Below are 14,959 nucleotides of genomic sequence, written 5' to 3'. Positions count from 1 at the left end.
GTTAAACCTCCACTTCATAGGTATCCCAGATGTTTGCCGCAGCTTTTTCGTTCGTTTCTTCTTTGCTGTCCGGCGAAATCAGCCGCTTATTTAATGCAGGCGGTGTTAAAGGGTGGCGCTTGATTCGGCGCCCTTCGTCTTCCTGCCACGCTTCCACAATGACGTGGGCATTTGTTCCGCCGTCGGCAAAGCAGTTAATTCCTGCCGCCGGCATTGGTGACGGCCAGTCTGCCAGAGTGCGGCTGAACTGAATATTGGCCTTTTCTCTATCAAAATGTGTGTTTTCATGCTCACCTGATAAAAACGGGATAAAGCTCTTTTCTTTCAGCATGAGAACAACCTTTATGAAACTTGCAATTCCTTCCGCGCAAAGCGGGTGCCCGATGTTCGGTTTCACAGATCCGATTCCGAGCGGGCCGGCGTCTTTTGAACGGTAGACGGATTGAATGGCCTTCAGTTCTAACAGATCCGTCACGACCGTGCCTGAACCGTTCGCTTCAATATGAGTAATGTCTTCCGGCTGTTTTCCGCTTTTTTCAAGAGCCGTCTTCATGACGGATTTTTGCGCTTCCAGGCTCGGCGTAGCCGGGCCTGCCGTTCTTCCGTCATTATTGACGGATGCCGCCTTCACTACGGCATAAATAGAATCTCCGTCTTCAATGGCCTGAGACACGGTTTTTAAAAGAACCATTCCGACTCCCTCGCCCAGCACGACTCCATCGGCGCGTTCGTCAAATACATGGAACGACTGCGCTTTACTTAATATGCCGCGCTGTTCAAATAATTTATGGGTTTCTTCTGATTCAAACAGGCTCACACCGCCGACGACGGCCGCTTTTATTTCTCCTGTTACAAGAGCCTGCACGGCCATATTCATTCCGACTAAAGCAGAAGAACAAGCCGTATCGAGGACAACACTCGGGCCGCGCATATCAAAATATTGAGACAGATTTGCGGCCAAATAATTCTGGCCCAGCGCGACGATCGGGTTTTTCGCATCCAGCAGTTTCTCTTCACCCGGTCTGTGACGGCTGCGTCCGCCGAGGTACACACCTATTGCTTCTCCCTTTATCTCATCCGGCGTATAGCCAGCGTGATACCACAGGTTGAGACATTCTTCCAGAGCGGCCAAAGCTTGAGGGTCCATTGCCTTTACATCTTCTTCAGCCAGTAAAAAGAAGTCCGGATCAAATTGATCAATTCCATCAAGCATTCCCGCGTAATAAGGCGTTTTCAAACCCCATCGCTCAGCCGGAACAGGACCGATAGCCGAACGGCCTTCAGCCAAAAGCGACCAGTATGCCTCTAAGGAAGCCGCCCCCGGAAACCGGCAGGACATGCCGACGACCGCGATATCTTCCCGGTGAATCTGTTTTTCGGCCGGCTCTTCTTGCACCTTAACGGCTTGTGTTACAATTACCGGCTCAGCCGGCTTCTTCATAACAGGCTCCGCCGCCAAATTAAACCGTTCTGACAAAACTTCTGTATATCCTTCGAGAAGCCAATTTGCGAAAGATTGAATCGTCGGATATTCATACAGAATGGACGGGTCAAGCGATGCCGAGAGATTCCGATTGATCCGCTGCAGAAGCTGAGCAAGGATAATGGAGTCCACTCCGTAATCTTGGAATAATACGTCTGTCTCAAGCTGATCCTGGTCAATCCGCAGCTCTTCAGAAAATAATTCTTTCAGCCATTCTTCTGTTTTCCTTGTTAATTGAGCGTTGTCTGCGGCAGTATCAGCGGTTTTTTCCGCCGGTTTTACCATAGCAGGGCTCATTGGCTGATCCTGCCTGCTTCGCCGCAGGAATCGCTCCGGCTTCCACAGCTTAGGATTCAGAACGGCCGGCAGCACCGGGCCTCTTGCTGATGCAAGAAGTATGCCGTCAAGGAGCTGTAATCCTTCTGCATTCGTGATGCTGTATAGCCCGCTCTCTTTATAAGCTTTGTTCGTGACTTCGCCCATTCCGGTTTCTTTCCAGTTCGGCCACTGAATGCTTACGATCGGCAGCTGCTCTTTGTATGAGTCTGCAAAATAGTCCATATACGCATTGGCCATGGCATAGTCGGCCTGTCCTGCCGAAAGCGCCGGTATCGCAGCTGACACAGAAGAGAACAAGACGAAAAACTTCAGCGGCTCTTCGCTGAGCACACTGTATAACGCCTGAAGCCCCTCTACTTTCGGCTCGAGCACGCGCTGTATGTCTTCATGGGTTTTTCTGATGAATGCGAGCGTCTCTTTATCGGTCACACCCGCGCAGTGAATCACGCCGCCGATAGGTCCGAGCGTCTGTTTGATCTGACTCAGTTCCTGTCTCAGCCCGGCTTCATCAGCTAACGGGACTGACAATACCTTCACTTGTACACCTTTGGATTCCAAGTCGAGAACAGCTTCAATTTTCGCTTTTACAGAAGCCGTCACCCCATTCAGTCCGCCCGTCCACTCACTTCGCGGCGGAAGGGTCTCACGGCCTGTAAGCACCAGTTTTTTCACTCCGTAATGTTCGGCAAAATGACGTGCGCATAAAAGACCGATCCCCCTCGTCCCCCCGGTGATCAGAAGCACATGGTTGTCCGGAAAATCAATTCTCTCGCCTTGCATATTCATATTTTCTGATCCGCTCAATACAGCGCGGTAGCGCAAGCCGTCCCTCCGGCAAACTTCCGCGTCATCAGTACGGGCATGAAACTCATCGGCAATCTGCTTCGCCAGTTTGTCATCAGAAAGCGCTCCTTCAAGGTCGAGATGCTTTGAAGACAGATGACCGTACTCACATGCCAGCATTCTGTACAGACCGGCCCGTTTTGCTCCTGTTGTTTGATTGGCCTCTTTATTTAATGACTCAAGGTCTTTCGTGACACAAAGCAGTGTCATCCCTTCTTTATGCCCATGCTCAATCAATTGCTGAAGCCATTTGATACCGGGCATATCTCCAGAAGCTTCTTCTTTCGCTGCGCCGAGGAGGTCGATGACTCCGCCAAACGCCTGCCAATCATATTCACCGGTAAGGTCTGATGTTGTGATAATACGGTGATTCGGCATATGCGCTGCGATCTCTTCTGCGAGATTGATCGTGTCCCCGCCTGTCAAAATCGCAACGGAACGTGGGCACGGTTCACGCAGTTCGAGCGGGCTCGGTTCCCATTGTTTTGTCAGAATACGTTTCATCCGTTCCTCTGTATGGACCTTATTTTTGTCAGGATTCTCAGGCACCCAATACGTGTCTTTTGCGAACGGATAAGACGGAAGACTGAGTAAACGCGGCGTACCCTTTTCATACAGCCGGTTCCAATTCAACACGCCGCCTTTCACCCATACCTCTGCCAGCTTGGCGAATTTTCCTTTTTTAATCCAGGCGTCAATGACGATGTCCATATCTTCATCTGCCGTGAACAAGGCAAACGTATCTTTATTGCGGTGAGACTGGCCGGTATACAGCCCCGCGATGTTTTTCTCATTTTTCGTAAATGCTTCCAGCTTTGTTTCCAATTCCGCCATCGTCGCTGCAAGAATGGCCAGGCGCTCTTCCATTTCGTCCCTTCCGGTTTGCAGCGTATAAGCGACGCCCGCCAAGTCTTGATCTGTATACGGCGTTTGACGGATCGCTTTTTGCAGCTGCTGCGCCTGTTCAAACAGTTTTTCTTTTGATTTGGCGGACAAAAGGATGATTGCCGGATTTTCCGGACTGTGCTCAGGCTGCGCGGCTGCTTTCGGAACATACTCTTCAATGACGATATGGGCGTTGACCCCGCCGATGCCAAATGAGCTGACCCCGGCCCGGTGCGGAATCGCATTTCCGTTTCTATCTTTCGCTGCCGTCCATTCCTGATTTTCCCGCACGATGTAGAAAGGACTGTCATCGAGCTGAATGTACGGATTGATCGTCTCGCAATGCAGGCTTTTCACCAGCGTTTTGTGCTTCATTTGCAAAAGCACTTTCATGACGCCTGATACTCCCGCGGCAAGCTCTAAATGGCCGATATTGCTCTTGACCGAACCGATGCCGCAGCGGTGATCGGAGACTTCGGGCTCTTGATTTGTTTTCGCCAGCTCGTGAAACGCCGCTTTCAAACCGTTTATTTCAATCGGGTCGCCCAATTCCGTTCCTGTACCGTGCGCTTCAATATACGTGACGGTGCTCGGGTCCACTCCCGCTTTCCGATATGCTTTCACCAATAAATCAGCCTGCAGTTTCGGATTCGGCGAGGTTAACGTATTCGCCCGGCCGCCGTGGTTTTCAGCCGTACCGCGGATCACGCCGTAAATCGGATTGCCGTCACGTTCTGCATCTGTCAGTTTCTTCAGCATCAGAATTCCCGCGCCTTCTCCTCTGACATACCCGTTGGCATCTTTGGAGAAGGTTTTGCATTTTCCGTCTTTGCTGAGCATGCCTGCTTTGCTGTAGCTGATATGCGCTTCTTCCGTCAGAATCGTGTTGATTCCCCCGGCAATCGCCATGTCGCATTCTCCGTTTTCTATAGCGGATACCGCCCGGTGAATCGCAACAAGCGAGCTTGAACATGCCGTTTCAATCGGCTCGCTCGGCCCGTGAAGATTTAACAAATAGCTTAAACGGTTCGGACCGATGGAAGGAATCATGCTGCCTGTCGCCGCATGTCCTTCCGGCGCAAGACCTGCCCTTGTGAACAAATCTTTATAACCGGTATTTCCGGTGCCGATAAAGACACCCGTATTTGTGCCGGAAAGGCTTTCCGGCTTACAGCCCGCATCTTCTATCGCCCGCCATGCATAAGTCAATAACAGCCGCTGCTGCGGATCTAAATATTGGGCTTCCCGCGGTGAAATCCCAAAGAACAGCGGATCAAATTCAGCTATTCCGTCGATAAAGCCGCCCCACTTGATATTCGTTTTGTTCCTTTCAAGGTTCGGGTCGCCATCAAACGCTTGCCAATCCCAGCGTTCTTTCGGAATGGTTGTGATAGAATCTTTTCCTTCTTTCAGATTGCGCCAAAATTCCTCTATATCCTTCGCGCCCGGGAATCGGCCGCTGATTCCGACAATGGCAACCGGGTCCAAGCGGCGCGGCTCTTGTGTCGCTGCCCTAGCGTTCATTACCGTTGCAAAGCGCTTTTTCCGATGCGTTTTCGGTTTTTGGGCTTTTGGCTGCTCTTTTTTCGGAGACTCCTTCTTCTTTTCGCCGAAACGGCCCGGATGCTCTTTTGCCAAATATCCGGCGAGATTGCTGATCGTCCCGTGCTCGAAGAAGATCGTCGGCGCCAGCTCCAGCTGATACGCTTCATTTAATTGATTCGTAAAGACGGTAAAGGATACGGAATCAAAACCATATTCACTCAGTTCCGTATCTGTATCAATGTCCTCACGGTCAACTTTTAAAATGCCGCTTACCATGGCTGTCAAAGCGGTGTGAAGCGCTTGAAGAGATTCTTCTGCATCGTGTTTTTCTTCCGGCTGAAAAGGAAGACCTGCTTCTGTTTCATCCGTCAAATACTCTGCTAAACTGCGGATCGTCCCGTGCTCGAAGAAGATCGTCGGCGCCAGCTCCAGCTGATACGCTTCATTTAATTGATTCGTAAAGACGGTAAAGGATACGGAATCAAAACCGTATTCACTCAGTTCCGTATCAATATCAATCTCGTCTTGGCCGACTTTTAAAATTGAACTGACCAATCTGATAAGCGCACCGTGCCATTTGTCTCCCGAAACGGCGGATACAGGCTCTATTTTCTCCACCTGCGGCTTTTCAGTTTCAGAAACGGACAGGAACGACTGTTTTAATTTTGCTGCGTCTCCTTCAGCTGCTAAAAGCTGCGGCTTTTCCTGAGCCATTCCTTCATAAAATGCGGCCAGGCCTGACGCCTTTTGAAGCGGAACCATGCCGAAAGCTTTTTTCATCATTCTTTCCGTCTCGTCTCCCGCCTGCATACCGCCATCTTTCCACAGCGTCCAGTTAAAGGCGATCGTTTTTCCGTGCCGCAAGCCATTCTCCGTAAGGGATTGCCTGTAAGCGGCGTATGCATCCATAAACGCGTTGCCGGCGGCATAATCAGCCTGCCCGACATTGCCGAGAACGCCGGAAACACTGGAGAACAATACGAAAAAGTCAAGATTGCAGTCTTTGCTGGCTTCATCTAAATAAGCGGTGCCGATCACTTTCGGATCAAGCACTTCCCTGAACTCTTCCTTCGTTTTTTGCAGCAGGAAACGGTCTTGAATCACTCCCGCTGCGTGAATAATTCCGTTAAGCTCCCCGAATTCCGCCGTAATCTCTTTTATCAGCGCTTCATTTTCCCGCCGGTCTGCCGCATTCAGCTTTTTGTAGACGACATTTGCGCCTGAGTCCTGAAGCATAGCAAGCTCACGCTGTTTGGCTTCTGCCAGATTTGAGCGGCCGGTCAGAATGATTTTCGGGTGTTTTACGCGACCAGCGATTTCTTTTGCGAACATCAACCCCAGGCTTCCTGCGCCTCCGGTAATCAGATATACGCCTTCGTCCTTCCAGACGGCGCCGCCACCTGCAGGATGCATTTCTTCCCAAGCCTTCACATACCGTTTTTCTCCTGTATAACGGATATGTTTATCATGCGGCCGATGACTGTCGTTTTTCAGTTTTTGAGCGACAGCCGGCATTTCGCCGATTGATTCCATTTCGATGAGCTGACAGTTAAGTTTTCCGTATTCCAGCTCGGCTGTTTTTAACAAACCTGTTAACCCCGCAAACAATTGCTGGCTGCCGTCTGCTGAAATAACGGTCTGAATCAGAATGCGGTCCTGCCTTTTTTCGCTGATGATCCGCCGGATGTGTTCAGCGATTGTCTGCGCGTAGCTTTGGAAGCGTTCAGCGGCTGTTTCTCCCTCACCTTCTGCAATCAGCAGTTCGGCGTCTTTCAGGCCGGATGCCGCTTTATCTTTTATACGGCAGGCATCTTCACAAAGTATGATCAAATGTACATCAGCATGGACAGAAGATTCCTCGGATGCGGCGGTTTCTATCCAGACCGGAGCAAACAAGACCTTTTCCGAGCCTGATGGCCGCTGAGCCGATTCTGCATCGCCTTCAAGCACTCTCGTAGAGAATCCTCTCACCTTCACGCAAAGTGCTCCTGTTTCGTCGAACAGGTCAATGTCAGCTTTCTGCACGGAATCACCGGTTTGATATCCTTCGCTGAAGCGTGCATGCGCCCGCATAGTCGGTGTGCATGGTTTGACGACTTCAAGGTATTCCAGCGCAAACGGCAGAATCAGCTTTTGTCCGGAAAACTCCTGCATAATGCAGATCGTCGCCGTCTGAATAGCCGAATCAATGATGCTCGGATGAAGCGTAAATTGTCCGTTCGTATGAGAAACAGAATCCGGAAGCTGTATGTCCGAAAGCACTTCTTTCTCGCCGATAAAGGCGGACTTAATGCCTTGGAAGGCTTTTCCGTGGAACATCCCCCTGCTCCGGCCTTCCCGATAAAAGGCCGCCGGATCAAGAATGTCCGCTGTGCATCTGTTTTGTATGGCAGAAAGGTCGGCCTCAGGCTCTCGTTCAGCCTTTATGATTTCGGCCCGTCCTTGGCTGTGCAGCACTTCTTCATCGTCAGCGTTTACGCTGTACATGTCATATGAGATGATGCCGTCCTCTTCAGGGAACAGCGCAATATGGACTTGGCGCTCTTGTTCGTGAACGACGATCGGTTTCATCCAGACGGTATGATGGAGCGTTATTCTGTCTTGGTCTTTTAATAAGCCGCCAAGCGCCCGTTTTACCGCTTCATAAGACATTTCCAAATATGCCGCTCCCGGCAGCACCGCTTTTTCCCTGACCACATGATCCTTCAGGAAAAATTCTGAGCCTGTAAACCGTGAGCTGAACCGCTGAACGGCCAAATCTGACGTGTTTTGCTGCACGAGCGGGTGTAAAACTGAGACTCCGGTGTGTGCGGCAGATGTTTTCTTTTCTGCTTTTTTCGGCCAGTACGGCTCCTTTGCAAACGGGTAGACAGGCACGCTGATCCGTTTCGGATGCTTGTCTTTGTAAAGCTTGTGCCAATTGATGGCGACACCTTTACTCCACATTTCACAGAGCTTCGTTGCTTTTCCTTTCGCAAGCCATTTCTCAATGAGTTCAGCACTGTCATCATCATCAGAAAGCCAGGCAATATCTTTCGCCTGCTGTTTTTCTCCTCTGAAGCAGCCTGTTACAGCCGGCTTATCATTGATAAAATCGGCAAGCTGCCGCTTGAGCTCCGCAGTGCCGCTTGTGATAAAGGCCGCGCGCTCTTCCATCGCTTCCCTTCCGACTTGGAACGTGTAGGCAAGATCAGCGAGGCCGGCGGCCGTTTTTCTTTCCAGAAAAGCCAGCAGCTGTTTTGCGTACTCCTTCAGACGATCTTTTTTTCTGGCAGACAACGGAATGATGAACGGACCGGCAGCGTCTGCTGCTTCGGATGCATCCGGATATTGTTCAAAAATCGCGTGTGTGTTTGTTCCGCCAAGACCGAAAGAGCTTAAAGCCATGCGGTGCGCTCTGTTCTCACGGGTTAACTCTTTCTTTTCTCCCGCTACGTAAAACGGAGAGTCTTCTAAATGAAGATTCGGGTTCGGCTCTTTGTAATTGATGCTCGGCGCGATTTCCTGATGATATAAGCTCATGACAACCTTGATACAGCCCGCCATTCCGGCCGCTGTATCCAAATGCCCGAGATTTGTTTTGACTGAACCGATGCCGCAGTATTGTTTTTTATCTGTATATCGGCCGTACACCGATTGAAGTGCGGACAGTTCGATCGGGTCGCCGAGTTTTGTTCCTGTGCCGTGAGCTTCGACGTACGCGATCGTTTCAGGATGGATGCCCGTCTGATCAATGACCTTCTGAATGACCTCAGCCTGTCCTTTGACGCTCGGCGCATAAAATCCGACCTTATCCGCTCCGTCGTTATTGACGCCGATTCCGCGCAGCAGCGCATAAATATGGTCGCCGTCCTTAACGGCATCCGACGCTTTTTTCAAGAGCACGGCGCCGGCTCCTTCACCGCCGATCATTCCGTCAGCAGCCGCGTCAAACGCTTTAATATGCCCGTCGCTTGAAAAATTCAGCCCCGGCTGATGAACATAGCCGGCACTTGATTCCGTATGAAGGGTCGCACCGCCGACAAGGGCGTACTTGGCTTCGCCGGACTGCAGGCTTTGAAAAGCCGAATGCAGGCCGATTAACGAAGATGAGCAGTTGGCATGGACAAAATAGCTCGGCCCTTTCAACCCGAGTTTATGAGAAATCATCGTCGGAATCGTACCGCTTTGGGCAAGCACCCATGACACGTAGCCATCCGGCGTTTCCAGCTGTGCTGTCGTCTCCTCCGGCAGCAGGCTGCGGTAAGAGTTCGTGCTGGCAGACATATACACGCTTGTTTCCGGAATTTCTTTTGAGATATATCCCGCATCCTCGATTGCCTTCCATGAATGGAGCAAAAGCATTCTCAGCTGAGGGTCCATATATTCCGCATCTTTCGGTGAAAAGCCGAAGAAACCGGGATCAAACATTTCTTTCCCCTCTAAAACTGATTTAGCCGGAACGAAGCCGGGATGATCAGCCAGTTCTTCAGAAACACCGGATCGGCGGAGCTCCTCTTTTGAAAAGAAGGTGATGCTTTCTTTGCCTTCTTTGATGTTATTCCAAAATTCATAATGATCTTTCGCTCCCGGAAACTCACAGGATATACCGATAACCGCGACACTGTCCTCATAATAATCGGGAATTTCTCCCGCTGGGTGTTCCCGGTCTTCTGTATTCACTTTCTTTTGCGGCACAGGAGCCAAAACGGTTTCTTTCGGTTTTTGTTCTGTGATGTACCGGCTGATGTCTTTTACCGTCGCGTATTCAAACAGCTCCGTTACACTGAATTCACAATCCAGTTCCTGCGTCATCCGGTCAGTGACAGTCACGGCAAGAAGCGAATCTCCCCCCGCATCAAAAAAGCGGTCATCAAGCTCTATATCTTTGCTTTTCAATACATCCTGCCAAATCGCCAGCACCGCCTGCTGGATATGAGATGATGAAAATGTTTGTGTGTCCGGCTGCTTTTCCGTCAGATCACGGGCAGCAAGAAGCTTGCGGTCAACTTTTCCGTTAGGTGTGAGCGGCAGCTCTTCAAGACGGATAAACGAAGCTGGCGTCATATAGGCCGGCAGCGCTTGTTTCAAATGATTGCGCAATTCCTTTGCAGACGGAAGCGGCTCTCCGTTTTTCAGGATATAAAATGCGCAAAGCTTTTCATTTCCGGAGTGATTGTTCACAACCACTACGCTTTCCTGTACGGCCGGATGGGCATTCATCCGGCTCTCAATATCTCCGGGTTCAATCCGGTAGCCGCGGATTTTGACTTGGGTGTCCATCCGTCCCATGTATTCAATGCGGCCGCCGGGAAGAAAACGCGCCATATCGCCTGTTTTATAAAGCTTTGATCCCAGTTCGAGCCGGTGGCTGACGAAAACTTTATCTGTCAGCTCAGGCTTGTTGAAATACCCTCTTGCCAATCCGTCTCCCGCAATACAAAGTTCTCCCGGCACCCCTTCTAAAACAGGATTGAGACCGGAATCCATAATATACACGCGGGTATTGGCGATCGGGCGCCCGATCGTAAGCGCGCTCTCATTTTCCGTTATACGCTGCACCGCGGACCAGATTGTCGTCTCTGTCGGCCCGAACATATTCCAAGCCTCACTTTTCGTATCGAGAAACTGCTGCTTCAATTGTTCGCTAAGCGCCTCTCCGCCGCAAAGGATTTTCACTTTTTCTTCATTTGACCATCCGGAATGAAAGAGCATTTTCCACGTAAACGGCGTCGCCTGCATGATCGTCGGTTTGTACTCTTGAATCAGCTCTTTCAGCTTCCGCGCGTCTTTTGTGACTTCTGTCTTACAGATGTTGCACTCCGCTCCTTTGATTAAAGGAAGGTACAGCTCCAGTGCCGCGATATCAAAGCAATATGTCGTGACGGCAAGCAGTTTGTCTTTAGACGAAAGCCCCGGTTCATTCGCCATCGAGATTAAGAAATTGGTCAGCGCCCGGTGCGGAATCATCACGCCCTTCGGTTTGCCCGTGCTGCCCGACGTGTAAATGACGTACGCCAGATCGTCAGGTGTCACTAACCGCTTCAGCGACGTTCTTTCCGCGGCTGTACTTTCAATACGAGACCAATCGCGGTCAATGGCAGTTGTCTGCACGCCTCCCCAGTTCAAGGAGTACTCTAAATCAGCTGTCGTCAGACACATTGAAATTCTGCTGTCGGCGATCATATATTCCAATCTGTCAGCGGGATAAGAAGGATCAAGCGGCACATACGCTCCCCCGGCTTTTAAAATGCCGAGAAGGCCGACAGTCATATGCAATGATCGGTCTGTATAAATGCCGATGAGATCATCAGGGCCTGCACCGTGCGCCTGCAAATAGAGCGCCAGCTTCGTGCTTTTTTCATCAAGCTCACGGTACGTCAGCTTTTGCTGTTCATACACGACCGCACAAGCGTCCGGCGTTTCTGCCGCCTGACGTTCGAATAATTCATGGAAGCAGGCATCCGGATATTCACGGCTTGTCTCATTCCAAGTCTTAAGAATCATGTGCTCCTCTCTTTTTGTCATGAGAGAAACGTTCTCAAGCGGCATATCCGGATTCGCCGTCAAAGCTTCAGCGGCCTGTACAAATTGGCTGAAAAGTCTGGCCGTCCCTGCTTCATCGAATAATTCGGTGCTGTATTTAATCGTAAGATCCATGCCTGATGCTTCTTCCCACATTTCAAATACAAGATCATATTCCCCCTCCTGATGAATGTCTTTTATAAACTCACAGGAGAATTCCTTGTATTCATCCAGCATCGATTGATAGCTTGAATGCTGCAGAAAGTTCTGATAGAAAAAGGCATTGCTGAAAACAGGCGAACCGTTCTGCAGGGGTTTCGCATGCACATCACGCACCATTTTCGGAAACGGATAAAAGGAGTGATCCAGTCCGTCCAGAACGGCATCCTGCACCTTTTGAACAAAGTCAGCAAATGTTTCTTTTCGTCCGGCTCTGCTCCGTATAGGAAGCATGTTGAGGAAATGGCCGACCACTCCGTCAAAGCGTTCTTCAGGTCTGACCATGGCAGGCATGCCTGTCACAATATCTTCCTTATCCGTATATTTGCTTAAAAGCACCATATAGCAGCTCAGCATGACGGTAGACAAATGAATCGAACGGGATGCGGCAAACGCCGTTAGATTATTCAGCAGCCGTTCGGGAAGACGGCGTGTCAGCGTATCTTCTGTAAACTCCGGAACGCTGCTGTCCGCGCGCATCGGCGGAAGCTGAAGGTCAGGCAGATCTCCCCCGAGCTGTTTCATCCAGTAAGCGCGGGCAGCTTTGCTTTCTTCACCCGCTAAATACCGCTTTTCCCAAGCCGCGAAATCGGGATGAATGCCGGGAGCGGCGGCCGCAAACTCTTCTTTTCCCTCCAGCAGCGCCTGATAATGATCCAGCAGACTGTGAATAAATGTAATGGATGAAATACCGTCAAACACGATGTGGTGAATGACCGTCAAAAGATAATGTTCCGCGGCGGATTTTGAAAGCAGCCGCACGCGCAGCAAAGGCCCGCCTTCTTTGACAAACGGCTCTTTCACTTTTTTCCGTATCAGAGCGGATATTTGTGATTCATTGACGTCAGAAATATCTTCTTCCGAGAATACAAAAGGATCTGCCGCTTCTATGAAATAAAACCCGCCGTCTGTTTCATTCACGGCGCTTTTGAGCATCGGATGCTGCTTTAATACGAGCTGAAACGCCTGTTTCAGTTTCTCTTTGTCGATTCCGGTTGTGAATCGGAAACAGAGCGGGACATGGTATGCAGTCGTTTCAGGCGACATTTTCTGCAATGTCCACAGCCCTTTTTGGACTTCTGAAAGCGCCGGCGCCGTTTGCCGTTTCTCCCGTTCTGCCGGCGGTTCGGCTTTTTGGGAATGATGCTCCGCTGACATGTTTGCCGCTTTTTCAGCAGTATAAGCCGCTAAAGCGCCAATCGTCGGGTTTTTGTGCAGCTCTCTTGCCGTCAGCCGGATGTGATACGTTTTTTCAATTGATCTGGCGAGTTTCATCATCTTGATGGAGTTGACGCCAAGACTTTGAAACGGTGTATTTGGATCAACAAGCTCATCCGCGATGGAAAGTTCCTCTTTCAGAAAACGGATAAAATCCCGTTCAATTTCTTTCTCTGCAGAAGCCGTGTCTGAATTGCCGCCTTCTTGTCTGTTATTATGTAATGAATCAAATTGCCCTTGTTCGAATGAATGTTTCAGCTGAGTACGCTGGATTTTCCCGATTGCCGTCTTAGGAATGTCTTCTTTTGCGACCGGAAGCAGATAATCAGGGGTAACGCCGATTCTCTGTGTCACGTGCTGGTGAATGTGATGAAGAAGCTTCGTCATGCGGTTCTCATCCAATGGAACAGATGTCACAAAGAAAATCGCCAGCTCATCTGTCGTGCTTTGATTCGGCCGGACGGCGCATGCAGCTGTATATGACGTTTCAATTTCCGGCAATTCCTCAACGGCTGATTCAATGGCGTGGCTGTAATAATTCACACCGTTGATAATGATGGCATCTTTCGTGCGCCCCGTTATCGTCAGGCGGCCTTCACGCAGAAATCCGAGATCTCCCGTTTCAAACCAGCCGTCTTCTGTAAAGACACTACCATTTAAGTCTGGGCGCTCATAATATCCGCTCGTTACAGTCAGACCGGACACTTGGAATCGGCCGATTTCTCCTTCTTCCACCACTTGATTGCGGTCATCCGTAATTCTCATATTAAACCCCGGGATCGGCAGACCGATCTCGACGAAACGATCGTCGTCACTCGTGTTTTTCAGTGTAAACTCATCTGAGAAAATAACGCCCGAAGACGTTTCGGACATTCCCCATGCGGGACGGATGGCATTAGCCGGCAGACCGTGCGGCTCTAAAAGCTCCATAATTCTGCGTCCGACTTTCGCAACCGCGGCCTCCCCGCCGTTCAGCATGTAACGCATGGAAGATAAGTCCCATTTCCGTGTTTGAATCTCTTCTGCGAAATCGGCAAGCAGCCCAAAGGCAAAATTGGGGGCCCAGGTGACCGAAGCGCGGTAATGATCAATCAGGTCGAGCCATTTTAAAGGATCCATCAAAATGGATTCGCTCGGTATGTTGATTTCCTCACATCCGAGATAAACATCACGCAGATGAAGCATTCCGATGCCGCCGACATGGTCAAAAGGCATCCAGTTAAACGTGACATCCTCACTTGTATAGCCCTGCATCTGAATATTTCCTTTGACCATGCAGACGATGTTTTCATGGCTGAGCATCACGGCTTTCGGCGTGCCCGTGCTTCCCGAGGTCAAAAGCAGCATCGCCAAATCTTCCGGACGGGGATGATGACAGTCCGTATCCATTTCATGCTCACTGAGATCTTCTGCCGCCAAAGCGCAAAACCCGGAAAGCTCCTGCTCCTCCGCCCATTCAGTCATCTCCGGCAGCACGTCACGGCTTGTGATAACATACGGCCGATTCAAAAGCGTCCAGGCGTCTTTCAGTTTTTGCGTCCCGCTGTTCATTTCTGTATAAGCCGGAGCGGCCGCAAGCGGAACCGGGATCGCTCCTAAAAAAACACAGCCCCAAAAAGCAGGAATCAGCTGGGAATTGTCACTGAGCTGTAATATGACTTCATCCTGAGCCTTCACTCCTGATTGGCGGAGCCCTTTCACAATCGAAAGAGCGATCTTTTTCAGGCCGCTGTAAGTCTGATACACTTTGGTGCCGTCAGGCTGTATATATGTGATGCCCTTTTGATCTCCCGCTGCCGCGGCGGTTTGGTGCAGGACTTCAGGAATCGTCATCGGCTGATCCGCTGAAAGCCGCAATGGTTTTCCGTAGCTGACAGATGGCTTGAGTAACCCGCTTGCCTTCATATCACTTTTCATAGAGCT

Annotated in this window: 1 protein-coding gene; it reads right to left on the bottom strand. The window is 50.4% G+C overall.

Going from position 1 to position 14,959, the window contains the following annotated elements; genetic code table 11:
• Nucleotide 1: 1 nt before the first annotated feature.
• A complete protein-coding gene (locus ACWJJX_RS04210; RefSeq protein ID WP_454022750.1) occupies nucleotides 2-14,953 on the bottom strand; it encodes an amino acid adenylation domain-containing protein in 14,952 nt (4,983 codons plus the stop codon).
• Nucleotides 14,954-14,959: the final 6 nt, after the last annotated feature.

Source organism: Bacillus sp. YH3-2-B2 (assembly GCF_053663335.1).
The sequence above is the reverse complement of the archived record's forward strand: the minus strand, read 5'-3'. Positions and strand labels throughout refer to the sequence as shown.

What these genes read in the sequence shown, in the direction of transcription:
- ACWJJX_RS04210 (WP_454022750.1), bottom strand. Translation starts at nt 14,953, where the DNA reads ATGAAAAGTGATATGAAGGCAAGCGGGTTACTCAAGCCATCTGTCAGC.